20 protein-coding genes and 1 pseudogene are annotated in these 25,734 nt (G+C 41.6%); 11 read left to right on the top strand and 10 right to left on the bottom strand.

The features are described from left to right. Window positions 1–66 precede the first annotated feature (66 nt). Together RM347_RS14365 and RM347_RS14360 are read left to right on the top strand one after the other, a co-directional pair. Window positions 67–744 (top strand): potassium channel family protein, encoded by a 678-nt coding sequence (locus RM347_RS14365; protein ID WP_322717250.1) that lies wholly within the window; start codon window positions 67–69, stop codon window positions 742–744. A 73-nt stretch (window positions 745–817) separates the two neighbouring features. After that, entirely contained in the window at window positions 818–1,381 is a 564-nt protein-coding gene (locus RM347_RS14360; RefSeq protein WP_322717249.1) for a DUF3124 domain-containing protein, read from the top strand. Between the two features lie 163 nt (window positions 1,382–1,544). Here RM347_RS14360 and RM347_RS14355 read toward each other — a convergent pair whose 3' ends face one another. Both RM347_RS14355 and RM347_RS14350 read right to left on the bottom strand, forming a co-directional pair. Further along, the gene (locus RM347_RS14355; RefSeq protein WP_322717307.1) at window positions 1,545–3,098 is read right to left on the bottom strand and encodes a cation:proton antiporter; all 1,554 of its coding nucleotides are present in this window, start codon (window positions 3,096–3,098) and stop codon (window positions 1,545–1,547) included. 261 nt (window positions 3,099–3,359) lie between these two features. Then, complete coding sequence (locus RM347_RS14350) at window positions 3,360–3,965, bottom strand: HPP family protein (RefSeq protein WP_428850556.1); 606 nt, start codon at window positions 3,963–3,965, stop codon at window positions 3,360–3,362. Between the two features lie 702 nt (window positions 3,966–4,667). On the opposite strand from RM347_RS14350, the gene RM347_RS14345 reads away from it, so the two are divergent. From RM347_RS14345 to RM347_RS14335, 3 genes and pseudogenes are all read left to right on the top strand, one after another. After that, entirely contained in the window at window positions 4,668–5,342 is a 675-nt protein-coding gene (locus tag RM347_RS14345; protein WP_322717247.1) for a glutathione S-transferase family protein, read from the top strand. A gap of 32 nt (window positions 5,343–5,374) precedes the next feature. Continuing rightward, window positions 5,375–5,552, top strand: a pseudogene (locus RM347_RS14340) (transposase); the annotation flags it as partial. 359 nt (window positions 5,553–5,911) lie between these two features. After that, window positions 5,912–7,456, top strand: a complete 1,545-nt coding sequence (locus tag RM347_RS14335) for a hypothetical protein (RefSeq protein WP_322717246.1) — start codon at window positions 5,912–5,914, stop codon at window positions 7,454–7,456. A gap of 277 nt (window positions 7,457–7,733) precedes the next feature. On the opposite strand, the gene RM347_RS14330 is transcribed toward RM347_RS14335, so the two are convergent. The 5 genes from RM347_RS14330 to RM347_RS14310 all read right to left on the bottom strand — a co-directional run bounded on the left by RM347_RS14330 (window position 7,734) and on the right by RM347_RS14310 (window position 15,023). Beyond that, on the bottom strand, window positions 7,734–9,320 hold the full coding sequence (locus RM347_RS14330) for a GMC family oxidoreductase (protein ID WP_322717245.1): 1,587 nt from the start codon (window positions 9,318–9,320) through the stop codon (window positions 7,734–7,736). A 10-nt stretch (window positions 9,321–9,330) separates the two neighbouring features. Further along, a complete protein-coding gene (locus RM347_RS14325; RefSeq protein WP_322717244.1) occupies window positions 9,331–10,611 on the bottom strand; it encodes a hypothetical protein in 1,281 nt (426 codons plus the stop codon). Between the two features lie 7 nt (window positions 10,612–10,618). Beyond that, a complete protein-coding gene (locus RM347_RS14320; RefSeq protein WP_322717243.1) occupies window positions 10,619–12,055 on the bottom strand; it encodes a cytochrome c in 1,437 nt (478 codons plus the stop codon). Between the two features lie 31 nt (window positions 12,056–12,086). Then, window positions 12,087–13,562: a cytochrome c gene (locus RM347_RS14315; protein ID WP_322717242.1), complete on the bottom strand. Its 1,476-nt coding sequence runs from the start codon at window positions 13,560–13,562 to the stop codon at window positions 12,087–12,089. A gap of 66 nt (window positions 13,563–13,628) precedes the next feature. Then, the gene (locus RM347_RS14310) at window positions 13,629–15,023 is read right to left on the bottom strand and encodes an NADH:flavin oxidoreductase (RefSeq protein ID WP_322717241.1); all 1,395 of its coding nucleotides are present in this window, start codon (window positions 15,021–15,023) and stop codon (window positions 13,629–13,631) included. Between the two features lie 654 nt (window positions 15,024–15,677). On the opposite strand from RM347_RS14310, the gene RM347_RS14305 reads away from it, so the two are divergent. The 4 genes from RM347_RS14305 to RM347_RS14290 all read left to right on the top strand — a co-directional run bounded on the left by RM347_RS14305 (window position 15,678) and on the right by RM347_RS14290 (window position 21,582). Next, window positions 15,678–17,687 (top strand): hypothetical protein, encoded by a 2,010-nt coding sequence (locus tag RM347_RS14305; protein ID WP_322717240.1) that lies wholly within the window; start codon window positions 15,678–15,680, stop codon window positions 17,685–17,687. Window positions 17,688–17,977: 290 nt separating this feature from the next. Beyond that, entirely contained in the window at window positions 17,978–19,450 is a 1,473-nt protein-coding gene (locus tag RM347_RS14300; RefSeq protein WP_322717239.1) for a lipase/acyltransferase domain-containing protein, read from the top strand. 153 nt (window positions 19,451–19,603) lie between these two features. Then, window positions 19,604–20,602, top strand: a complete 999-nt coding sequence (ccsB, locus tag RM347_RS14295) for a c-type cytochrome biogenesis protein CcsB (RefSeq protein ID WP_322717238.1) — start codon at window positions 19,604–19,606, stop codon at window positions 20,600–20,602. A gap of 188 nt (window positions 20,603–20,790) precedes the next feature. Beyond that, on the top strand, window positions 20,791–21,582 hold the full coding sequence (locus tag RM347_RS14290; protein WP_322717237.1) for an SDR family NAD(P)-dependent oxidoreductase: 792 nt from the start codon (window positions 20,791–20,793) through the stop codon (window positions 21,580–21,582). A gap of 133 nt (window positions 21,583–21,715) precedes the next feature. Here the strand turns inward: RM347_RS14290 and radC are convergent, their stop codons facing one another. Continuing rightward, window positions 21,716–22,447, bottom strand: a complete 732-nt coding sequence (radC, locus tag RM347_RS14285) for a RadC family protein (protein WP_322686525.1) — start codon at window positions 22,445–22,447, stop codon at window positions 21,716–21,718. A gap of 170 nt (window positions 22,448–22,617) precedes the next feature. Between radC and RM347_RS14280 the strand changes: the two genes are divergently transcribed. Together RM347_RS14280 and RM347_RS14275 are read left to right on the top strand one after the other, a co-directional pair. Then, on the top strand, window positions 22,618–23,181 hold the full coding sequence (locus tag RM347_RS14280; RefSeq protein ID WP_322717235.1) for a hypothetical protein: 564 nt from the start codon (window positions 22,618–22,620) through the stop codon (window positions 23,179–23,181). Window positions 23,182–23,388: 207 nt separating this feature from the next. Then, window positions 23,389–23,988, top strand: coding sequence for a hypothetical protein (locus tag RM347_RS14275; RefSeq protein WP_322717234.1), 600 nt, complete (start codon window positions 23,389–23,391; stop codon window positions 23,986–23,988). Between the two features lie 119 nt (window positions 23,989–24,107). Here the strand turns inward: RM347_RS14275 and RM347_RS14270 are convergent, their stop codons facing one another. Together RM347_RS14270 and RM347_RS14265 are read right to left on the bottom strand one after the other, a co-directional pair. Beyond that, on the bottom strand, window positions 24,108–25,046 hold the full coding sequence (locus RM347_RS14270; protein ID WP_322717306.1) for a phosphoribulokinase: 939 nt from the start codon (window positions 25,044–25,046) through the stop codon (window positions 24,108–24,110). A 197-nt stretch (window positions 25,047–25,243) separates the two neighbouring features. Continuing rightward, window positions 25,244–25,678, bottom strand: a complete 435-nt coding sequence (locus RM347_RS14265; protein WP_322717233.1) for a CoA-binding protein — start codon at window positions 25,676–25,678, stop codon at window positions 25,244–25,246. Between the last annotated feature and the right edge of the window lie 56 nt (window positions 25,679–25,734).

The raw sequence follows: 25,734 nt of genomic DNA, 5'->3' as shown, positions 1-25,734 counted from the left end.
TATCGGGATAAAACATTTGTTAATCTGTAAAGTAAAGTAAAAATTCTAAGAATATTAGGAACAATCATGTACGTACTCATAGGTGGAGCAGGCTTAGTAGGGCTGAGTTTGGCGCAAAAACTGGTAGAACTAGGACATACCGTTGCCGTAATTGACATTGACCCTATTGCTTGTCGCTACGCCCGTGAACAAGTGGGAGCAATGGCTTTTGAAGGCAGTGCTGTGAGTACAGAAGTATTGTTAGAAGCTGGGATTCGCAAAGCAACCTCCTTGGCAGCTGTCCTCAGAAGTGATGCCTTAAACTTGGCAATGGTAACTCTTGCTAAACACTACGGTGTCACTCATATTTTAAGTCGGATGCGCCACCCCGATTTTGCCGAACCGCTGCGTATAGCTGGAGCAAACCACATTGTCAGTACTGTTGAACTATCAGTTTCAACAATGGTGAATGCCATTGAGTATCCGCAAGTGGAATCAATGATGCACTTTGAGCAGGGACAGATTGAGGTTCTGAAACTTTCCATCCCAAACAATTGCTATGTTGCTGGTCGTAGCGTGGCCGAAATTGCTCAAGATTCCCGATTCCCTGGTGGTTCATTAATTATTGGCTATCAACCCCATCCCCACGAAGATTTGATGATTCCTAACGGCAGTACAATACTGGAACCTCATTCAACTGTGCTAATTGTGACTAAACCAGGATCTTTACATCAAGTCATTGATTTTATTGAACAAAGATGTTGAGTGTAGTTGCTACCTAAACTCTTTATTAGGTGGGGTTAGCTACACATATAAAAAAATGGTATAAATAGTTTTGATGAAACCGTATTTATATATTTATTTAGCGATCGCTGTTATTTTTCTTGCATCTTGTCAATCACCCAAAATTCCACCAAAGTCACAACCCGATATTACTCAAGCAACCCCATCTCAAAAAATCGTGACGCTGGATAAGAATTTTAAGATAGCAAGCGGTCAAACTGTTTATGTTCCTGTCTACTCTCATATCTATCATCACAATCGGCAGGAGATTTTCGAGTTAGCAGTTACGCTCAGTATTCGGAATACAGATTTGACCAATCCGATTGTCATTACTTCTGTGCGCTACTATAACTCAGAAGGGAAATTAGTTAAGCAGTATTTGGAGCGCCCTATTCAACTTGATGCCCTAGCTTCTACAGATTTTTTTATAAATAGAAATGACACCAGCGGAGGTTTAGGCGCAAACTTTATTGTCGAGTGGGTAGCCCAAACAGAAATATCCGAACCAATAGTGGAGGCAGTTATGATTGGTACTGACTTTCAACAAGGAATTTCTTTTATCAGTCCTGGTAGGGTAATTAAAAATCAAAATAACGATAAGCGATCGCCTTTAAAATAGGAATCTTAAAAATCTGATTTATCATTTGTAGTTTCTCACAAATTATTTAGGGTGGCTATATCTCAATACAATTCAGTTAAGGAAAATAATCTGTTGAGGCAGGGGAAGCAGAGGGAGAGAAAAATGCTTAACCCAAGTGTATTGACCCATCCCCAACAACTACTTAATCATCTTCTAGTTTCAGCAATTGTTCATCAAGATTTTGTATCCGTCCGCGCACAATTTCTTCTGAGAGAATTCGCTTCCGCATTGCCTCATTGAGCGCTCCTTTTTCTGCCAGCAGTAAACGTCGGCGAATGGCATCAAGTTTACTGGTGTTGCCACTTTTGCCTTCCAACTCGTCAGGGCGACGATTATAAAGTTCCCGCAGTGTCTTTTCAGCACTGGCAATTCGTACCTGATAAGCTGAACGCATCTCTTCATAAACGGCTTTTGGTAACACCCCTGATTTCAACAAGCTATCTAATTCATCTTGTGCTGCCTTACCCGTCATCAACTGGGCTTGCAATTCTTCAACTTGTTGTTGAGCTTCTGAAAATTTAGATAAATGTAAGCGTTTTACTACCCAAGGCAAACTTAAACCCTGTCCCACCAACGACACTAGCACACAGCCGAAGACTATAGCTATCAAGACTTCTCGCCCTGGTAATGTAGTGGGTAAGCTCAACGCCAGAGCCATTGAGAGTGAACCTTTGATGTTGCCTAAAAACAGTAAATGTTGCCAACGCAACAAAATTGGGCGGTCAAACCAACGAACCAATGCTAGCAGTGGATAGACTGTCAGAACTCGCCCGACTTGATAAGCCAAAACTGCAAGTAGAATTGCAGGTAAAGTTTTCCAGAGTGTTACTAAGTTTATTTCTACACCAATCAACAGAAAAATAAAGGTGTTGACCGTAAAACTCGCATATTCCCAGAAACTTAACAAGGTGATGCGATTAGAAGCAGAAGTATTGCTAGAAAGCCCTAAATTACCGAAAATTAATCCAGCGACGACTACAGCCACAGGGCCTGATACACCGAGAAATTGCCCAACCTGAAAAGTTCCTAATGCAACTGCAACTGTCAGTAAAAGGCTGCTAAGAGCATCATCTAAACGGGCAAATACAGGTATACTTAAGTAGCCCAAGACTAACCCCACAACGCAGCCCCCTAGAGAGATAAATAGCAGTTGTTGGATTCCCTCTATAAATGTGAGTGAGCCTGTTGAATATACTTGCACAATCAGGTTGAAGGAAACTAAAGCAGCTGCATCATTGAATAGAGTTTCTCCTTCAACGATGGTAGAAAGCCGTGAGGGCACTGGTATATCCTTAAAGACGGCAATCATGGAAACAGTATCAGTGTTTGCCAGAATTACTCCTACAAATAAGGCCGGTATCCAACTCAGTCCCAGCCCAAATTTCAACAGGACGGCAATAATCGCACTGGAAAGCAAAGCTCCAGGCCCAGCTAGTAGGGCAATTGGTTTAAAAGTGCTGCGTAGGCGGCTGACATCTGTATTAATGCCAGCCTCAAAGATCAGAATTGGCAAGAAAAGATTCAAAACAAGGGTTGGATTTAAACCAATCCGACGAGACAATAACTCAGTAATGGGCAAACCTGCTAATACTAAACCCGTAACATAAGGGATTCCCAACCGCCGGGACAGCAGAGCTACACCTGTAGCAAGGAGCAAGAGAATAATTGAAACTTTGACTAATTCTGTAACATCCACTATGACGTTTTGGAAAGCTAATTTGACTTGACTGATAGATTCTCTCCTCATTCATGCCAAATTAGCAACTTTAACGTGTGGGTTTCGGAACCCAAAGTCAAGGCGATTGCTACCGCTAGTATCGTGCCCACTGCGACAGCAATTACTCCCTTGCCAAACAAAGTAATATCTGATTGCCAGTGTCACAGCCTGAGGAATGGCCAAGTGAAGCTTAGGCGTAGCCCGTCGTAGACATCGCTTGATAGAAGCAACGTTAAAATTCTACAGCCAGTGCTTGGGATAAGTCCTCTCTTGTGCCAGGTTATTAAAAATCACAGCACAGAGCACCAAAATAATAGAACCTTGTAAAGCAGGTGTTAACAGAAATTGCCAGGGAGCTTTTGTCATCATTACGACTAACGCAACTGCTCCTGAAGGTGGGTGTACAGTTCTAGTAAGCTGCATCATTCCAATGGCTGTTGCCACAGCCATTCCCATTGTAAAAGGTGACGACCCGAAAAGATGTAGAACAGTTAGGCTGACTAAGGCTGCTACGAGATTACCACCAATCACATTGCGGGGTTGAGCCAAAGGACTGTCTGGTACACCAAATATCAATACACTAGTAGCACCAAACGGAGCCATAAGCAGAGGAGAATTGGTTTTCACAGACAGGTAAGCCGTTGCTGCTATTGCGAGGAAACTACCAAGCCAACTCCAAAAAATATGTGTATGGTGAGGTTTCTCTATAGGGCATGTTAGAGGACATGACCGCCAGGTTCCACTGATCTTAAACCAGTAATTCTTCCATTTCAGGAGAAAGTTTTTGTAATTCAACAATCTTAGATAGGTATAATTATTTCGCCTTTTGGGTAAATATCTTTTCATAAACTCCACAACCATAAATAAGCAGTAACTTGGAAAAAAAATTGCTGCTAAATTCTGATTTAGCTATCTCTAAATATAGAAATAAACAAATATCAGCTATCTCAATTTTGTTAGTAGCAAAAATAGTATCTAAAACCGTTCATACGTTAAAGATAACAACGCACACAGCGCGACTTGTCAATATTGTAGACAAGGCATCTACTAAATTATTCATTCAATATTTTAAGAACAAGATTTACATACACCCATTAATGCCAACTTAACAAGTTCGATAGAAACTTGCTTAATGTCATGAATCTTTAACATTGTATCATCAAGGTATCTTGAAAATTTTTAAATAAAGCGTATATTACTTATAAAAAACTATAAATTTTATAATATTTACTTATTAATTGTCTCCTGCGATCGCAGCGCTTGGTTGTGGTTGTTTATCTTTTGCCATATTCCCATGCGTTGCCATCGTCGGAAATAGAAATACACGGTTGGGTAAGGCGGAAGATTATGTGGTATCATTTACCACCAATATCTAGTACGGAAACGAGTGAAGATAGCATTGAGAATTTCACGAATGATTTAGTATTGCTCTAACCGTTTGCTATCCCTCAGTATGTTTACTAGAATACTATTGCTCTGTTAACATCAAACAACGATCGCGTTAATGTTTTTCAAGTCTATCGACATTCAAAAATATCGGTGAGCGCGATGCCAAAAATCGTCCTGCATCAATGGGAAGTTTCTCCCTTTTGTAACAAAGTTCGTAAGATTCTCAAGCACAAGCATCTTGCCTATTCTGTCGTTAACTATAACGGTTTGCTGGCAGTAGCAGCCTCAAGATTGTCATCTGCGGGAAAGCTTCCCGTGATTGAATACGATGGTGAAAAGATTCAAGACAGCTCAGAGATTGCAGAATTTCTGGAAGCCCGACACCCAGAACATCCACTTTACCCCGCAGACAGCAAAGATTTAGCACAAGCCTATTTATGGGAAGACTGGGCAGATGAATCATTATATTGGTTTGAAGTATATTTTCGGTTTCGCTATCCAGATGCTCTCCAGCTAGCGACCAGCTTACTGTGTAAAGGACGATCAAAGTTTGAGCAAGTAATCTTTGCTCCCCTAGCTCGCTACACCTACGAAAGGCAACTGAATGCTCAAGGAATTGGTCGCATCGACAAGAACCGCGTTGAAAAAAAGTTTTTCACCCATATAGGAAACCTCGATACCATCCTCAGCCAGCAAGATTGGTTGGTAGGAAACCATCAAACCATAGCTGATCTAGCTGTTGCTGCACAAATAGATGAAATACTTCGCACTAGTCCGCTCAAAGAGCGAATTTTATCATATTCTCATGTCAAATATTGGTTAGAACGCATCTGAACTACCTACACCTCTCCTGATGGAATTGGTGTATGCTGCTGGCAATTGTAAAAAATGATTTTGTATCCAAAGGTCGGTCAGTCAGTGACCTTAAAATTCATTTGGTCTTGACCATCAAGTATAGACGTAAAGCTTTTACTGAGGTGATGTCAGAAAAATTGCACATCATCCTTTGAGAAACTATTGGTTAAGTGTGATTACAAACTTATTTAATTTAATGGTAAACAAATGGTTAGGTGGCAATAGAGACATACGGCTGTACGAAGTATGAGTGGTTAAAAACAACAACATTTTTAAAGTTGCCAAATCGTGTTCCTTACCTGACAGCATGTTGCGCTAACGCACGATATAATTGCACAAATATTTTCACAAATAAATCCCAAAAATTCCGGGAATGTTTTTTTTGGATGTAATCAATACATAAGATAAGCTCAGGTAAAGTTCAAAAATAAATTTTGAAGTTAATCGCGCAGAAAAATGCAGATTATGTAATTACATTAAAAAATAACCAAGGTTAGCCAACCTTATATAGAACTTTGATCAAAATAAATTTTAATTATTAACTAACAATGGTAAACAAAAAAATTATTAAATATACTTCAATATTACCTTTTCATTCTCCTTGGTTTATTATCATTATTTTTTCTGTTCTTGGTTTAATAGGTATTCTCAACCATTCGATGTGGCGAGATGAACTAAATCCCTGGCTGATTGTCAGAGATAGTGAATCATTGAGAGATTTAATTGGAAATATTCATTATGAAGGTCATCCTGTTCTATGGTATTTTTCTCTGGCACTTCTGAGGAAAATAGTAGATAACCCGATTATTATGCAAATTTTTCATTTAGCAATTACAGTTGCTTCGGTTGCTGTGTTTTGCCTATATAGCCCTTTTAATTATAAACAAAAATTTCTGTTTTCCTTTGGTTTCTTTCCTTTTTCTGAATATCTTTTAATTTCTCGAAACTATGCCTTTAGTATGTTGTTCATTTTTACATTCTGTACAGTTTTTTCATCCAGAAAAATAACTTATGCTTATTTAGCAATTTTATTGGGTTTACTAGCAAATAGTAGTGCTTATGGTTTATTAATATCATTTTCTTTATCATTGACTTTGCTAGCTGAATTTTGTTTTGATAGCGAACATCGCCAGCAGTATTTTAGTCGAAGCCAAAAATTCGACTTATTTTTAAGTATTTTAATTATCATATCTTCTCTTATTTTAGCCATTTATATTCTTACTCCTCCGATAGATAGTTATCTTTATGGTGGGTTAAATAATGGTTGGATAATGAAATTAGATATGCGTCATTTGTTGAGAAGCATAGGTAGAATATTTGGTAGCTATTTCTTAATTATTCCTGCACACAAAAGATGGATAGATTTAATTGTTTGTACAGTCATTGCTCTATTTGTTGTAATTTTAACCTTGATTAAATTGTCTAAAAAGCCAGTTACTCTCTTTTTATACATTATAGCTAACTGTGTAATATTTGCCTTTACATACTTAAAATTTTTAGGTATGCCTCGGCATTTTGGACATTTATATTTAGTTCTGATAGCGTCTCTATGGCTGGGAACTTATTATCAAGAGTCTCCAGCTTTACTCAACAAGCTTTATATTCGTCCAAATTCATTTAAATTTATTCAGAAATGGCATCACATCGCTTTTATGCTAATTCTTTACACACACTTTTTAGGAGGTATTTATAGTTTTTCAAAAGATTTGATCATACCATTTTCTGCGAGCCGGGAAACAGCTCAATATATTCAAAAAGCTGGGTTAGATAATGAGTTTATTGTTGCCAGTAGAGATGCAAATATGGCTCCTTTGGCAGGTTATCTCAATCGAAAATTTTACTATCCTGAGATTAAAAGTATCGGAAGCTTTACCCTATTTAAAACAGGTCGTCAAGGTGTCGAACAAGATGAGATATTAAGCCAAATTAATTCTCTACTCAAAAATCAAGATGAGCAAAAGAAAATTTTGCTGATTTTAAATCAAAAACTGAATGTCAACCGCAATGATTTGAAGATTGTTCCGATTAAAGATTTTGAGAGAGGCTGGGTGGATAGTGAACGATATTATCTTTATTGGGTAGATGAAGCATAAAGTAGAGAAAGATGAACAAAGACGTTTTAGATAGCTAGGGTCTCCATTAGGAGAAATGCATCTAAATATTGACGAGCCTGAATAAAAGTGGAATACACCAAGACCGCAATCAGATAAGACTTTCAGGAAATTAAAAATGAATCTTTGAGGCAGCTGAGAGCTGCCTCAAAGAACATGATATTCTCACACCCAGCAGAAGCAGAAAGAAGAATTACGTTCTTATTCCCCTTAGATGAAGCTCAAACCCAAAATCACGATTGCTGAAACCTTCTATCGATCAGTTGCTCACCATCAAGTGAGCCACTCGTTCTGCTAAAGCAGCGATGGTCATGGAAGGGTTACGCCCAACAGCTTGAGGTAAAATTGCTCCATCAGCGACGTAAAGATTTTTGTAGCCGAAGACTTCTCCTTTATGATCGACAACGCCATCTTCAGCTGTTGTCCCCATTTTGCATCCTCCAAGGGGATGCACTGTTAACAAACTGCGGAGAACTGACCAGTAGAAGGGAATGTAAAGTTTACCGCCGTTGGCTTGGGAAAGTTGCTTTTGCAGGTTAAGGATGGCATCAATTGCAGCCTTTGAGCGCTGAATATTCCAGTCAAGTTTTAAGTCTGTTTCCCAAGGTTTGAGCCAGTTACGACCGAGAGAAAGTTGTCCATCGGCTGCATCAACACCGGCACCTAGCCAAACCATAACGTTGCTTAAGGGGTTCTTTTCGTCCAGACCACGCTGCAAGTGGTTGCGTAAAGCTAGGGCGAATAAGCTGAATTTGCCAGAATTCAGTTTGCTGCTAATGGCATTAAGCAACATGTTGGGAAAGCCATCATCTTCAATAATAAAACTTTCTCCCTCAAAGCTACCGTCAGTAAAGTCCATACCTGCGGTAATAGTTGGGCCAATGGACTGCCTAACCTCAACATCTTTGCCGTAGAAGTCGGGGGTAAGAACGTTGGCGTTGGCACTCCAATTTTTACCGAGCTGCTGACTAATTTTAGGTAAAGTGCGGTACTTATCGCGGCTATTTAATAGCAACTCACTAGAACCGAGAGAACCAGCAGCGATGACAACTATTTTGCCCCTCTCTTCACCACGAATTAATTGACCGTCTTCGATACGGTCAAATATGACGCGATAGCCACCTTCTTCTGGTTGAATGTATCGTACCAAGTGGAGCGATCGCACTTCTGCACCTTTATTTTCTCCGGCGGGGATATAGTTCAAATCGAGGGTATTCTTGGCGTGGACATCACATCCCAAATCACAATTACCCAGATGGATGCAAGTGCCTTGTTTTTTTCCTTGGGCATTGACAAATTGCCGCGAGTGCTTTTCATTCAATGGATCTTCCAGTTGGTAGTTCCAGTCTGGATCGAAGGAGATTGCTAGGGGCATACTTTGGAAGCGATCGCCATACCCCACTTTTTGCGCCGCTTGTTGCATCAATTTCGCCCGTTGGGTATGCTGTCCTGGAGGTATAGGATGCACACCCATCATTTTCCGCACGCGATCGTAATAAGGCAGCAATTCCTTATAAGTAATTTCCTGTGGCCAACCCTGCTCAAATCGCGTTGGATTTGCTTCCAAAACCACGCTGGAATAGCACAGAGAACCACCACCAACCCCCGCCCCCTGAGCAACAGCCATCCCCTTAAAGAAACGTAAATCGAGCCAGCCATTATGTTTTTGCGGCTGGGTGTGTTCATAAATCCAGGCATCTTTGGCTTGACGTGGGTATTGGTCTTTCGTCCAACGCCGACCGCGTTCCAACACCAAAACCCGCGCTCCAGATTCAGCCAAACGGCAGGTAACTACTGACCCACCAAAGCCGCTACCGATCACGATGACATCAAATTGCTGGCTCATAGGATTTACTTTACTTAATCACTACAGGGTCTGAAGCGCGGGCAAGGTTATCTCTTTTTGGTACTGGAATGTCGCGGGGAATCCAAAAATGTATCCGTTTATCGCAACCTTCACAGATGGCATAGTCATTCAATTCAATTACGCCCAACTTCGTCCACTCTTTTTCATCGAAGTTTTTGACGTTGATGGTGTAAACCAAAGTGTGATTAGGATACTTTTCTAGCCGGAGTTCATCTCGGAAGTCTTCCGCATCGATTTTAGGTGTGCCTTCTGCGACTCTGAGCATAAACAGGTCTGGGGTAACGACCTTGCTTCCTGGCTCAACACCGAGGGTGGAGATGGGAAAGACCTGGCGAAACCCTGGTCTCTTGTCTACTAGCCGGAAAATTACCCGGTTAACAAGTTTGGCTCCAATATCTGGGCCAACGTCAGGAAAGTTAGTTAACTCAGTATCGGTAATATGCTTCGTCTTGATGCCTGTGAGATAATCGACAGTCACGAAATTACCCGGTTTTACCTTTTCGTTAGGATTGAGGGTAGGATAAACCTTACCAGCCAAACCTAAAGCACGGCGATCGCCTCGTTTAATTCCAGCACCAGCAACGGAAAGACGAGCAAATACTAAACCTTCCGAACCTTTGCTAAAATAGCCCGTATAAGGTGAATCCTCAGTAATTTTCCAAAGACCTGTATAGCAAACACCATTAGCGTGGATTAGCTTGTCGTAATGGGGGCGGATATCTCGCCTGTCAAACAAATTCCGCGCTGCGTCATTAAACAATTGGACAAAAGTTGTCAGTCCTACACCTTGTTGGTAAGGCAGTGGTTCACCATAGGGTTCACTAAAACCAACTTCTTTTACTTCTTTGTAGGTAGACCCGTCATACTCGAAAACATCGTTGTCCGGGGTAGAAGGTTGAGGTTTGTTGAGCATAGTCAGTATCAACAATGGAATTTGGAATAAGCACAAAACTAAGTCAATAATCCCGAAAGCAGGATAAACATTGGGGTAAAGAAAGAAAAAGAAGAGAACTCCAGGCGGACGGGAAAGGGTCGCTAATACAGCATTGGCAGTGTAGCGGTACGGGTCATTTGCTCCAGGAATGTAGAACAGCGACAGCAGAACCACTAGCAAGCCAGCAAATGAAGTCCATACCGGGTCTTGGCTAGGTCTTTGGTGGAGTAATTCCAGCAACCAATTCGGTGCAAAGATCGCCGGCAAGCCGATCGCCCAATCTTGGATAACGCCTAGCCAGACGATGCGGCGAAACCAAACAGCATATTTGTTCATAACTTAGTTACAAAGTTTTGAGATATTCGACTAATGCTTGTTTATCTTTGGCAGGTAAATCAGTGCCATAGATATGTCCTTGGTTACTATTGCCAGGAACGCTAATATCGTATTTAAAACCTACACGTTGTGCTTCTTCTCCTTCGGAAATAAAACCAACTTTCTTCTGGTCGTAGACATCAAATCCTCGATAGAAAGATTGGGGACGATTTTCTGGTTTTTCTAACAAGTCTTGTAGGGATGGCACCGAACCGTTATGGAGATAAGGTGCTCTTAACCAAAGACCATCAAGGGAGACAGATACATAACCATTAGTCTTCCGCAACTCATTGAAGTCCCAAGAGTAACCATCAGCAAATTTGTTGTAAGTATCTGCTGCTTGCTGGGTCCACATATCTAGACGGTGGCGGTCAGTTCCCACTTCTTCAACAGGAATAACCTTACCAGTCCTTTCGCCGCCAAATGCATGACAAGATGCACAAGTACTGCTAAAAATCTCTTTTCCTTGTGTAGCTAGTTGCTCATCAACTGCAAACGGATACTTGGGAGGCGGTAGTTCCGAAATATAATCTTCTACCCGTTGCAGATCCTCTACTGGTAGAGACTCTTTAGTTGCACCGTCACCAATAGCCCCAGTCTGCACCGTTTCTCGCAGCGAAGTTTCTAAACCATCCCAATGTAGGGCAAAATTTTGGTGTTGCTTTTGATTCCACAGAGGCATCATATCTGAGTTCCCAATGGTGTCATCTTTAGGCAACCTTAAGGTAGTGAACTTCACAGGGTTAAACGGGTCAATTCTACCTGGGCCCCAATTGGGACGAGAATCAGTCCAAGCAAAGTCTGCTTTTTGTTGCAGCAGTCCTTTCTTTGTTTGGGGAATAATTACAAAGCGATAAAGCAGGTTTTCCCACCAGGGAAACTCATGGCTATATTTGATTTCGTCAAGGATATAGTCAGGTTCAAATCTGGGGTCGCTAGCAGCATTACTGAGAAACCGGATATAGCCTTGAGAATCAAATTTATTAGCTGGCCCAGCTGCAATGATTGTTGGCTTATCTTTGAGGTTTTCTCGATAAGTAGCATTATGACAAACAGCACAAGTTATCCCAACTCTCGGAAACCCAATTGTTTTTTTAGAAAAACCGACTGGTAGCTCTTTACCTTCTTCCCAGGTAATTCCCAAAGAAGTATAACCGCCTGGTCCTGGTAGCTTATCGGGAAATATGCGCGGCAATACTAACCAAATCCAATACGGTACACCTTGCGCCTGTTCTGTACCAATAGAACCATATTTAAAATGATCTTCCGGTAACTCATAAACTTCGCTAGGAACTTCGCGGAAAAGGTTGTACCATCCCGCGTAACCTACAACCCCAAAAAGAAGGACAATAACTACAGCAATTGAGGTGATTATTTTCCCTAATTTTGACTTAAGTATTGCCATAAACTTAGGTTTCTCCTTGCTAAAGTGTCCTTCAAAGTTTCTTCATGTACTCAACAATTGCATCTTTCTCTTCTGGGGAAAGATCAACGCCGTACAAGTGACCGCTATTGCTGTTACCATCAAGTTTTGTATCGAACTTGAAGTACTTTTTACCATTTTCTTCAGCTACATCAGAGACAAAGCCAACTTTTTCTCTATCGATAACATCGTAGCCCCGATAGAATTCTTGTGGTCTGTTCTCTGGTTTTTCTAGTAAATCCCGTAGTGTTGGAACTGAACCATTATGCAAATAAGGGCCGCGTAACCAAACACCATCAAGAGGCATATTTGCATAGCCATTAGTCTTGCGGAAATTCTTAAAGCGCCACGGATAACCTGCATACAGAGTATTTTGGTTAGAGATAGTTTCATAAGTAAATGAATCTAGGCGATGCCGATCTGTACCAATTTCTTGAATTGGTACAACTTTGCCTGTATAGGCACCACCAAAAGCATGACAGCTAGCACAATTACTTTCAAAAAGTGGTTTTCCTGTGGTCGCTAAAGTTTCGTTAACTTCGTAGGGATATTTTGGTGGTGGTAGTTCCCAAAGCCAATCGGCAATTCGATCAATCCGAGGCAAATCAATCGTTGTGGGTGTGACTCCAGTCCCTAATGCCGCACTCTTGTTGCGTTCATCAACGGAAGTGTTATTACCATCCCAATGTAACTGCAATCCTTCACGGGGTTTTTGATTCCAAACTGAGGGAAAATCAGAAGTACCAATCAGTTCATCCTGGCGCAATTTATCCATTGGAAAATGAAATTGAATTGCTTTATAAGGATTAAAAGTATCTACTCTTCCTGGACCCCAATCTGGTTGTTTTTCAACGAAATTAAGTCGATATGCTTGATTAATTAGTGCATCCCTAGTTTGGGGAATTGCAATAAAGCGATAAAGTAATTTTTCAATGGGGTTGAGACCACCACTGATTTTTTCAATTTCTGGCAACATCCGGTTAGCAGTAAAGCGCTCATCCACACCAACTGCTGATAAGAATTTGATATATCCCTGCAAATTAAGTACGTTAGCAGGCATCGCTGTAATCACTTGATGTTCGCTATTAGGGGTATCTCGCAGCGTTCCTGTATGACATACAGCACAATTCAACCCAATGCGATCAATAAAAACTCTCCGTTGCGAAAAACCTACAGGCAAATCTTGATCGGGTTCTTTGATAAATCCCAGAGAAGTATAACCTTTCCCAGGTAATTTATCTGGGAATAGTTCTGGTAAGACTTTCCAAATCCAGTAAGGGATGCCATTAATGGGTTCGCTGCCGATTGAACCATATTTAAAGTGGTTTTCAATGCCAGCATAATCCACTGGGGAGTTAGACAAAACAGGCCAAAGCAAAAAGACTGCTACTGCTACAACACCCACAATCACAACCCAAATCCGCTTGAAGATTCCCCCTAGTCCCTTTAGTGGTGTGGAAAGTAGGGTAGGGTTAGTTTGTTCAGTCATGAAACACTCCCTATATTGTCGAGATTATCTGTAAGCGAAATTGTCAATGTGATACCCATCGCTTTTTTATTTAGATGAATTTGTAAACTGAGTTGGATGAAAGACTGACATTACTTCTGCCATCATCTCTTCATAGCTATTAAAGCGATCCTGCTCGTAACAACCTAAGGGATTTTCAGTTACATTTAGCAGGCATTTGTTGCAATAGGTACAGGGTTTATCTGCCAGGTCTTTACCTGCTTGAAAGGATTTAACTAGATCATTGTTAGCAATTAGGGTACGAGCCATTGTGACGCCATCGCAATACTGATCATTAATTGCCTGACGAATATAAGAAGCTTGCTGTAAACCACCAGTACATAATACGGGAATATTAACGTGCTTTTTAATTTCTCTGGAATCCAGCAAATTTCTGCCTTGGTTCTCTTCTAGTAATTGCTTGATTTTGGGGTCTTTTACATCATCACCACTAAATGCTTGAGGAGGCAATTGCTTTTTGACTCGATTCCATAAAAGATTAAAAACGGGATGCAAAAATGATTTGCGAAATAAAATGTAGTTGCGTGTGGTCTCTACGCCACTCGACAACATGGTGTCATAAGTTTTACTAATTACATCGAAATTAAAATCACCAATGGGATTGAGTGGGTGAGGAAATAAACTACCAGTTGATACATGAACGCCATCAGCCCCAGCTTCTTCTGCCCATTTACAAACTTGGATGGAATCTTCTATAGTATTACCTGGTTTTTCCCAAAAAGTGACGGCGTTGTTATAGTCAACAGCACTAATTTTGAATTGCAGGTGAAAGTCGTTGCCTACTTCTTTGCGAATTGCTCTAATTACATCTAGCAAAAACCGTGCTCGATTCTCTAATGAACCACCATATTCATCTTGACGGTCGTTAATTCCAGAACTGAGAAATTGGTTAAAAAGATATCCATTAGCACTGTGCAATTCTATTCCATCCAAACCTGCTTCACGGACACGTCTAGCACCATCAGCAAAGTATTGGATTGTTTCTTTAATTTCTGCTAGTGTCATTGCTTGACACAGAAATCCGTGGAATGGCTCAGTTTTGCTGGTAGAACTTAACGCTTTTTTCCCTAAGTTTTCTACACCACCGATATCCTGCTGTCGCCCAGAATGACTTAATTGCAAGATAAATTTACAGTCATATTCGTGAACTTTTTCTCCTACTTTTCGCCAAAAGGGAACAGTCTCATCGCTATGAATAGTGGCGTAATTGGGCATAATTCTTCCTCGGATGGCGACTGGGACAAAGGAAGAAATAATAGCCCCTACACCACCACGAGCAAACTTTTCTTCCCAGTTGATCCGGGCTTGAGTACCTGAACCATCATAGTTATCCCACCTTCCGGAAATACTAGAGCGAAATACCCGGTTTTTGACTGTGAGATTCCGGAATCTCAATGGTTCAAAGATAATATCGTTTTCCATGTGTTCCTCTGTTGTGTTGTTTCAGCAATAGGATTCGGCTTTAGAATTCTTCGTAGCACTAATAGCCTCGCCAGAGAACTGTTATTTTCAACGTCTCTGGGAGGGCAATTTTTTTATGTCTACAAATCCACAGTGCAGCTTTTCGGATGCGATCGCTAAGTGTTAAGTTTTTGTTACTTAGGTTTCAGCATGGATGTTTATCGATATTGTTGGTTTTCACAGTTATATAAAGACTTTTGCACTTTGTAAAGCTACAGTACCAACCAACAACCTTTACAAAAAATGAAAATCTTCGTCTTTGATTTCTCTTAAAAGGTTAAGAGAACCTTAAAAGAAGCTCCTAAAAATTTGTTACAAACTTAACCAAGTGCCTAGTTAATCGATATAACCATAGCAAATGCGTTATTGAACACCGTTGTAAATTTACAATTTTTTAAAATTTTGATTTAGAAATGTATAAAAGTTTATTAATGACGTTTTGCAAACTTGTGTAGTAAGTTCATATATAACGAACCTCAGTAAGGTACATTTTAAACATCAAAAATATCCCAAGACTAAATCCGGAAAATGGGAAATTAGTGATGGAGCATTAGTGTACCTCTGAAAACGTGAGGTGCAGTGGAGAAGGTTTAGGTGTTACAACCAGAGAGTTTTATGAAAAAGACAAGTCTAATTTTGAAGGGCTGTCTGCTCCTCCTGTTCGTGGCTATGTTTATAGTCTGCGGCTTTTATGGAACGCCTACAGCTCTAGCTAATGAGTATAGTGAAACACCTGCGCCCATAAGTATTGGGTATTCTGATACGGGTGTAACCGAATACCCTGATAACTGTGAAGGTATCGGTTATCTCCCAGAGTACACAAAGGAGAATTTGACAGATGCCGAGAAACGGGGTCGTTGCACCTGGTACTTATGGACTGGCGGTAACGCCAAGTACTATCGTGATTTAGCGAAGCGAACGCGTGGCGGTGCTGACCTGCTAAAGCTGATTAACTCGGATAAGCATGACGAGCGATTCAAACTCTATGGCGCAATTAACGATCCTGGATGTGAAAAATCGACAGAAAAAGATGAATACGGATTGCTGCTAGATAAGTGTAAAGACCCGCTCTCAACTGGGGTTATTGGGTTGCGTAAGTTCCCAAACCCCAACTTTGACTCGACAAAATGGAACCCCGACGAGTATTTCAAAACCTCACAAGTCGAGCCTCCCTACTTGATCGGGCAATCGTGTGCCATCTGTCACGTAGCGTTAGATCCCCTCAACCCACCCAAAGACAAGGAACACCCAAGATGGGAAAACCTTGTACCAGCATTGGGTAATCAGTACATCAAGGAAAACAAATTCTTTGGAACCAGCGTTGCGGACAATAGTTTTATTAAGCAAGTACTTGACTCTCAGAAACCGGGGACTTCTGATACTTCGCGGATTGCGACCGATCACATCAATAATCCGAATGCGATTAATGCCATTTTTAATTTAGGCGATCGCCCCAGATATCCAGAGGTGATGAACGATGGTTCAACCAAGGATGTTAATCATATTCTCAAGGATGGCGCGGACTCCACAGGAGTAGCAAATGCCTCACTACGCGTCTACGTCAATATTGGGATGTGTGGCGATTACTGGACAAGTCTTCATGAGCCTTTATTAGGCAGAACTCCCCAAAAACCTTTTGATATCGAAAAGGCACGGAAGGAGTGCGAAGGCTGGAGACAGACAGAAGCACGCATGGCTGATGCAGAAGCATTCCTGAAAACCATCAAGCCGATGCACCTGAAAGATGCACCAGGTGGTGAAGAGTTCTTAACTAAAGACGAGGAAGTTCTCAAACGTGGCAAGCTTGTTTTTGCCAGCACTTGTGCTGGTTGCCATTCCAGCAAAAAGCCACCTGCTGCGATCGCTGCTGACCCCGAACAGGCTCAGAAATGGTATGAAGAGTCTGTACTCAGTAGTAATTTTCTCGACCACAACTTCTTGTCTGATGACCAGCGTTATCCAGTCACACTAATTGGTACTAATGCGGCGCGATCGTTAGGGACAAATGCCGCCAAAGGGCATATTTGGGATCAGTTCTCATCGAAGACCTACAAAGAACTACCGTCACCAGGTACTTTGACGCTGTACAACCCCTTCGATGAGAAAAAACCCATCGAATTTAAGATACCGGATGGCGGTTTGGGATATTACCGTACTCCTTCGCTAGTGAGTATTTGGGCAACAGCACCACTTCTTCACAACAACACACTAGGACTTTACAACGAAGATCCTTCAGTGAAAGGACGTGTAGAAGCCTATACGGATGCTATAGAAAAGTTGTTGTGGCCTGAAAAACGTGAGGGAATTATCAGCAGGACAGATCGAGATACTAAGTTAGAGCTTCCCCCAGGAGATCCGAATCCGAGATTTAGGATTCCTATTCCTAAAGGTACACCTGTGAATTTGCTGGCAAGCATCAATATTAGAGAAGCGATTACATCTCTCAATATCGGCAACCTTTTTCAAGACTTGAAACCCAAGGATGGAATTAAGGGTAAGTTGGCACGCGTGCTTTTAAGAGCTAACAAATCTCCTGACTTTGTTGAAGATGAGGGTCATTATTTTGGCTCAAATCTGCCAGATGAAGATAAGAAAGCCCTAATTGAGTTTGTGAAAACGTTCTAAGACCAATATGCTTGGGTTCATGATAATTAGCCCTGGAAGATCCCTCCAACCCACGCCAGTCGCTCCACTTGGGGAGACCCCATCGCGAAGCGTCTCGTAGAGAAGACCGCGCTGGCTCCCCTTCAAAAGGGGGGCTTAATTCCCTCCTTTTTAAAGAGGGTTAGGGAGAATGAAGCCTTAATCTAAGCGTATTTATTTGGTTCTAAGACAATTTGTCTGGATGCTCTGTACTCGTTCCCAGATTAAATCTGGGAACGAGCAAAAATATTTATTAAATAGTGAGGATATATATGCAGTATTTACCAATCATCTTCGTTCGTGGATATGCAGGTACACAAAAAGACGTTGAGCAAACGGTCAATGATCCGTTTTATGGATTCAATAGCGGTTCAACCCATATTCGAGTAGATGAGAAAGAAAATCCTCAGAAGTTTTTTTTCGAGAGTCCATTGCTGCGGCTAATGACCGATCATGGTTATCAACCGATTGTTGACAATCAGAATGTAAGCAATCAGATTAAAAGATTGTCTGGGCAACTTCATAAAACTATTTGGGTTTACCGATTTTATGATATAACTACACGCAGTTTTGGTTCTCAGACCGAAGTCAGACAGGAAATGGAGGAGATAGCGAAGGGTTTAAGAGACCTGATCAATAATGTCAAGCAAACGACGGGTGCTGCCAAAGTTTATCTTGTCGCCCACTCAATGGGAGGTCTTGTTTGTCGCAGCTTGATTCAAAAGATTTATCCAGAACAACGCCAACAAGCTACCGATCATATTGACAAGTTCTTTACCTACGCTACACCTCATGGTGGCATTTATTTTGAAGTCGGGAGTGGCTTACTTGAAGACCTGAGAGACCGGTTCCAATTGAATAATTCTGATGACTTTGGTCCCCAACGGATGTACCAGTATTTAACACCTGGTGTCAAGCCAACCACTGAGTTACCTAAGGGCTTTCAGCTAGAAAAATTACAAAGCCTAGAGAATGCATTTCCGCCAAACCGCGTTTTTTCTCTGATCGGCACGAATGCACATGATTATGAGGAGGCTTTTGGTATTTCACGGAAGACAGTCGGGGTGAAAAGTGATGGTCTAGTTCAGCTCGATAAAGCCTACATCACGGGATCTCATCGTGCTTATGTTCACCGCTCTCATGGTGGGCGTTATGGCATATTGAACTCGGAAGAAGGTTATCAAAACCTGCAACGCTTTTTGTTTGGTGATATTCAGGTGAAACTCTCTCTGAGCAATGTTGAGTTAAAAGACCTGGACAAGAATTTTTATCAACTGGAAACTAGGGTTGCTTTGCGTGGTCTTCCTATTCCCATATATGAGCAAGCGATCGCTCATTATTGCCCAATCACACAAGAGTTAACCAGAACAGATAAACCCATTCCCCTATTTACAGCCTTTTTAATCCCAAGAAACTCATCTAGTGACAATAATGTCTGTAGATATGCGCTGCGTTTAGCACTGCATTCTTTCACAAAACAAGAGACGAATTGGTTACGTGACAGTCATCTTGACCAAGTACCCGTGTGGTCTGACTATCTAATTACTGATGTTGCCGAATCAAATAGTAGATACGAGGCACAGTACAGTTGGAATTCCGATGAAAAAGAGCCACTAACGAAGTTAAATCCCAATCAGGAATCCAGTTCAAATGCATATATTGCAAATGTTCCACTACCTGAACGTGGGCAAAAAGTCTTAGGAACAAATGCAGCAGTTCGCTTGGAAATTTCGCGATGGCAATAAATATGATTGTTAAGTAGTAGTCAGTCAAGCCAACTTTGAGGGGTGAGAGTGGGGAATAGGGAGTAGGGAAAGCTTATTTCGTTTTGTTAAATTTTTCGATACCTAAGTTGCTTTGGTGGACTACTAAGTTGCTGCAAATGAGGTAGAAATTCAATGGATTTAGTCAGATTAGAAAACTGGTTGGATAATGGGGCGTTTGCCGTGCTATTTGTTACCATGCTGCTGTACTGGGTGGGAGCAGCTTTTAAGGACATACCTTATCTATGGACTTTAGGAACAGCTGGGATGGCGATCGCTAATTTGTCTATTGCAACTCTACTTGGGGCGCGATGGCTAGAAGCAGGCTACTTTCCTTTGAGCAATCTTTATGAATCTCTCTTTTTCTTAACTTGGGGGATTACAACCATCCATTTAATTGCCGAAAACAGAAGTGCTAGTCATCTTGTGGGAGTAGTTACAGCACCTGTAGCAATGAGCATTGCTGCTTTTGCAACTTTAACTTTGCCCTCTTCAATGCAGAAGGCAGAACCTCTAGTACCTGCGCTCAAATCCAATTGGCTAATGATGCATGTGAGCGTGATGATGCTCAGTTATGCAGCGTTGATGGTTGGTTCACTGCTAGCGATCGCCTTTTTAATTGTGACTCGCGGTCAAAATATCCAACTACAAGGTAGTTCCGTAGGCACTGGAGGGTATCGCTTGCATAAATCTCCCACGCTAGTTGTTCAATCAGAAGTAGCTGTTTTTGCAGCCAGCAGCAGTACAACCGTTGTTTTAGATAAAGTCAAAACATCCCCAATCGTCAATTCTCAACCTCTTTCACCGCAGCGTCTTAGCCTTGCAGAAACTCTTGACAATATCAGCTACCGCGTTATTGGTCTGGGTTTTCCGCTCCTGACCATTGGCATTATTGCTGGTGGAGTATGGGCAAACGAAGCTTGGGGTTCTTACTGGAGTTGGGATCCAAAGGAAACTTGGGCGCTAATCACTTGGCTAGTTTTTGCTGCCTACCTCCACGCCCGGATCACTCGTAGTTGGCAAGGGCGTCGTCCTGCCATTTTAGCGGCAATCGGCTTGGTTGTGGTTTGGATTTGCTATTTGGGGGTTAATATCTTGGGGAAAGGACTACATTCCTATGGGTGGTTTCTTTGAGCTATTACCATACAAAAAGTGATGTAAATTTTAATATTTGTTTAGCAAAATACTGCTTGTTATTCTGTAGTAAGTGATTAGTTATGGTTAGCACTTTTTAATTATTCTGCCGAGAGAATAATCAAGGTTAAAGAGCGTTAGGTTACTAATGATTCATTTGTTTTCAGGTTGTTAAGAAAGGAAAAATTATGCAGAGTAATCGCAAAGAAACAGCTCTTATTACTGGTGCATCTGGCGGCATCGGTTATGAATTCGCAAAGTTATTTGCTCAGGATGGTTACAATCTGGTGTTGGTAGCTAGAAGCGTGGAAAAGCTGAATAAAATCGCCAATGAATTTAAAAATAAATTTGGTATTGGCGTCAAAGTTATTTCCAAGGATTTATCCAACCCATCAGCCCCAGAAGAAATTTTCACTGAGCTAGAACAAGCATCTATCAGAGTTGATGTGCTGGTGAACAATGCTGGATTTGCTACCTATGGATTGTTTCACGAAATTGACGTCAATGCTGAACTGCAAATGCTACAGGTTAATGTTTTATGTCTCACACATTTAACCAAGTTATTCCTCAAGGGTATGGTTAAACGAGGGTCTGGAAAAATATTAAACGTGGCTTCGACTGCTTCTTTTCAACCAGGGCCGCTGATGGCAGTATACTACGCTAGCAAAGCCTATGTCTTGTCGTTCACAGAAGCGATCGCTAATGAATTAGAAGATACAGGTGTGTCTGTAACGGCGCTTTGTCCAGGTCCTACCGAATCTGGTTTTCAACAAAGAGCTGCAATGGAAGATTCAAAGTTGGTAAGCGGTCAAAAAATTATGACTGCGGAAACGGTAGCCCAGATCGGCTATCGTGGTCTATTGGAAAACAAAACTGTTGTTGTTCCTGGAATTAAAAATAAACTCCTGGCTGAATCTGTAAGATTTACTCCCAGAAAACTAGTAACAAAACTAGTTAGAAATATGCAGGAAAGTAAGTAATAAGTAGGTCGGCGTAAATAATTAAGGCAGGGACAAGGAGAATTGGGGACAATGGGAAAAAGTTGTTGCAAGTTCTCACCTCTTGTCCCCCCTGCCCCCTGCCCCTCTGCTCCCCTGCCCCCCTGCTTTTTCACTAATCCCCTTGCGGATGTTCATCCCACAAGGTTGTCAGTTCCCGTAAACTCTGATGATTGCCATTGCCCAAAATCAGATGATCTAGTACTGGAATGCCCAAAAGCTGCGCCCCTGCTAACAACTGGCGCGTTAATTCTATATCTTCTTGGCTGGGTTCAAGGTTCCCAGAAGGATGGTTGTGGGCAACTATTACCCGCGTTGCGCCTTGACGAATAACTTCTCGAAAAATATCACGGGGAGAAGCTAAGGTTTCGGTTGCTGTGCCAATGGTAATTACTTGCGTACCCAGCAAACGATTCTTGACATCTAACAGCACCACTGCAAAACGTTCTTGTATCTGCCACATCAAATCTTGGCTGAGGGTAGCAGCAGCAGCAAGTGGGCTATCAATTAATGTGCCATCATTGGGACGTGATTGAAAGGCGCGTTTACCCAATTCAATTGCTGCTAAAATACTTGTCGCCTTCGCCGGGCCAACACCAGAAATTTGCATCAACTCAGCAGGGCTAACTTCCCGCAGAACTACCAAAGGATCGCGTTGGTGTTTGCCTAATTCGCTCAAGATATATTGTCCCAAACCCACAGCAGATAGTTTTCCTGGCCCTTGACCAGTGCCTAGAAGAATTGCAATTAACTCCGCTGTGGCTAAAATTTTTGCACCATGCGTCATTAATCGCTCACGCGGACGCTCATTTGTAGGTAGGTCAGCAATTCTGAGGCAATAGGTCATATTAAACTAAGAAAATAGCACCACACATAGAACTATCCTTAGTTATCCCTTGTTTGCTCTCAAAATCATCTTTATTTGAGAAAATCTTTAACCTTGATAAGTTTGTATAGGTAATTTCATTTGCAACTTTTAAAGGGAAGACTAAAAAAAGATGATTTAGGGCGATCGCCATGTTCGATGATTTATTCAACAATCTCAAAGGTTTTATTGACTCTAAAATTCAAGAAGTCGGTAACGATCTGCAAAAACGTTTCGGCGTTCCCGAACCCGCAGAGCCATTTGTGCTGATTCGTCGATTCACACCTGCCGATTCCACGGTGACAAGGGGATGTATTGCAATTGTCGGAGAAAGCTGGCAAATTGAAGCTTATGACGATAATAATCAGAGCTTTTTTACAAATAGTGCAGATCCTTTGCGAAATGTCATCTTGTTTGAAGTTGCAGAACCCGATATCCAAGAGTGTGTTTTTGCTTGTCAATTTAACGCGAAAGCGCTAAACACAGAAAAACCAATTAAAGTTAGCTTAGGTTTTCGGAGAACGGGACAGTGGGGCACAATGAGGGAATTCTGGCCAACAGAAGTTTTACTAACGGAAGATTTTCAGCCTTATGAAGCGCGTGCCTATTTAAAAAAAGAAGCAGATGCTGCCACAGTTCAAATCAGTGTGCAATTTGAGAGTAGTGGCATTCTTCAAATTAAAGATATTGAATTGCTGCAAGCGCCTGTAAATTAACAATCATGAGCAATACCTGAAATTTGAGTAATTAGCAAAGTGCGTAGTTTACCGCCGTAGGCATCGCTTTATATTGTCACAGACAAAAATCGTAAAGTCGTAAATCAGACGTAATAAAGGATGTTTGAGCGGATGAACAAGAACGCCCAAATATGACAAAAGGCTACTATTTCAAAGGGAATACTAAAAATAATATAATTTAGGGCGATGCCTACGGCAGTAAACTACGCTATGTTTGACGAGCTATTCAACAATCTGACAAATTTTATTCTCTCTAAAGCTAAGGAAGCCCTTAAGGAGCTAGAAAAACCCCTCGCTATTCCCGAACCCGCAGAGCCATTTGTGCTGATTCGCCGATTCACACCTGCCGATTCCATAGTCACGAAGGGAGGCATTGCAATTGTCGGAGAAAGTTGGCAAATTGAAGCTTATGACGATAATAGTCAGCGCTTTCTAACTAATAGTACAGATCCTTTGCGAAAAGTCATCTTGTTTGAAATTGCAGAACCCGATGTTCAAGAGTGTGTTCTTGCTTGTCACTTTAATGCGAAAGCGCTAAACACAGAAAAATCAATTGCAGTGAGTTTGGGTGTAGGTAGACCACGAGAATCGGGCGGACTGAGAACAACTTCATGGGGTAGAGGAGTTTCACCAGAGGAAAATTTTCAGCCTTACAAAGTGCGTGCCTATTTTAAAAAAGAAGCAGATGCTGCCAAAATCCAAATCATTGTGCAATTTGAGAGTAGTGGTATTCTTCAAATTAAAGATATTGAATTGCTGCAAGCCCCCGTCAAGTCGGAATCATGAGTAATATCTCAAAGCTTGAGTAAGCAAAGTGCGTAGTTTACCGCCATAGGCATCGTATAATTCAGCAGCCCAACACTACATGCGATCGCAAACCCGTTAAACCCCTCCATCTTCGCTGATTACTGATAAATTTGCGTTGCTTTCAGCATGTGGTAGGTAATGATCAACTGAGTCAGAGCCAGAGGATAACTTTGCAGTGTTTCTCCAGTTGTACCAGCAATTTTACCCAGTTCTGGATTACTTTCGCGATCGCAAATATTTCGTAAATGGGGCATATCAGAACAAATAATATGCTCTAGCTTATTCACCTGGTCTAAGTTTGCATGGCCATCAACTTCTAAGACATCTACAGGCTTACTCATATCTCTGTCTAGCCCCAAGCGAATCGCTGAGTCAGAATTACCATAGCCAGAGTTGACAATCTGGGTAAAATCTGGATGGGGAATTGTCGGACGTAATACCAGACGGACATTGAGATGTCCATTGGTTTCATCATCTTCCCCGGTGGGTGGGTAGAAACTGATTACTATATCAGACCATTGCCGCTGCGGACGGATAAAGTCTGCTGAATCTGGTTCGCGTTTTTCTAATTCCGCCAGCACCTGTTCAGCAGTGTAGCCCCGCTTTTGCGTGTCTCGTTTCACTTTCCACTTAGAGCGTAGTGTTTCTGGAGGAGCAAGATAAACTTTAACATCATAGGAATCGCGAGCCGCACGGGTTGAATAACCGAGTAATCCCTCAATAATCACGAATTTATTAGGCTTGATATACTGCGGTGGCTCGAATGTGCCGGTTTTATGACTGTAAACTGGCTTAAGAATTGGCTGTCCTGTGCGTAGCAGCGACAAATGTTGCTGCATAATATCTAAGTGATTGCAGTCGGGGTGAAGGGCAGTGATCCCAATTTCTGCACGTTGTTGGCGATCGTAACGGTGATAATCATCTGTACAAATAAGCGTAACATTCTCTGGGCCGAGTACCTGAGCGATTCCTCGCGTTAGTGTTGTTTTTCCAGCAGCGCTGTCACCTACAATACCAAGAATTATTGGACGGCTCATCATACCTCCCAGAATAAAAACAAGTTTAGTAATAAAATTCCCAACAATAGTTTTTATTCTAGAAGGGTTTAAGCAAGTAACTCAAGTAAAGGCTTGGTATGCAATATCTCTACATGTTTGGGCGATGGTTTCTTGCATAATCATTACAATCTAGATGGCTGTTAGAGTAATCTGTACGCATAATGATAGATGGAAAATTAGACATTCCCTGTTGAATCTACCTGCAAACGCAGATACTCTATTTTGATACAGGCATCCATCACCACTTTCAGTCCTGCATCTACAGCTTTTTGTGCTGATGCTTGATGCCAGACACCTAATTGCGCCCACACAGTTTTGGCGTTGATGGAAATTGCTTCATCTATAATTTCTGATAAATACTCAGAACGGCGAAACACGTTAACAATGTCCACGGGTTCGGGTATTTCTTGGAGTGCAGCATAGCTAGGTTGACCGTCAATTTCTTTAATTAGGGGGTTGACGGCATAGACTGTATAGCCTGACTGCCGCAAAAATTGGGCGATTTGATAACTGGTGCGATCGCGTTTATCAGAGTGACCAACAACAGCAATGGTTTTGGCTTGGGTCAACACCTCGCGCAGGGCGTTATCATCTTCTTTGAGGTTTGGCATGATCTAAGTAGGAGGCAGAAAGCAAAAGCCAGTTTTTGGGTGGATTTCACTTGCTG

The sequence above is a fragment of the Nostoc sp. ChiQUE02 genome (assembly GCF_034531305.2).
In the GTDB taxonomy this organism is placed as follows: domain Bacteria; phylum Cyanobacteriota; class Cyanobacteriia; order Cyanobacteriales; family Nostocaceae; genus Nostoc.
Note: the sequence above shows the minus strand (reverse complement) of the source record. Positions and strands in the feature narration are given on the sequence as shown.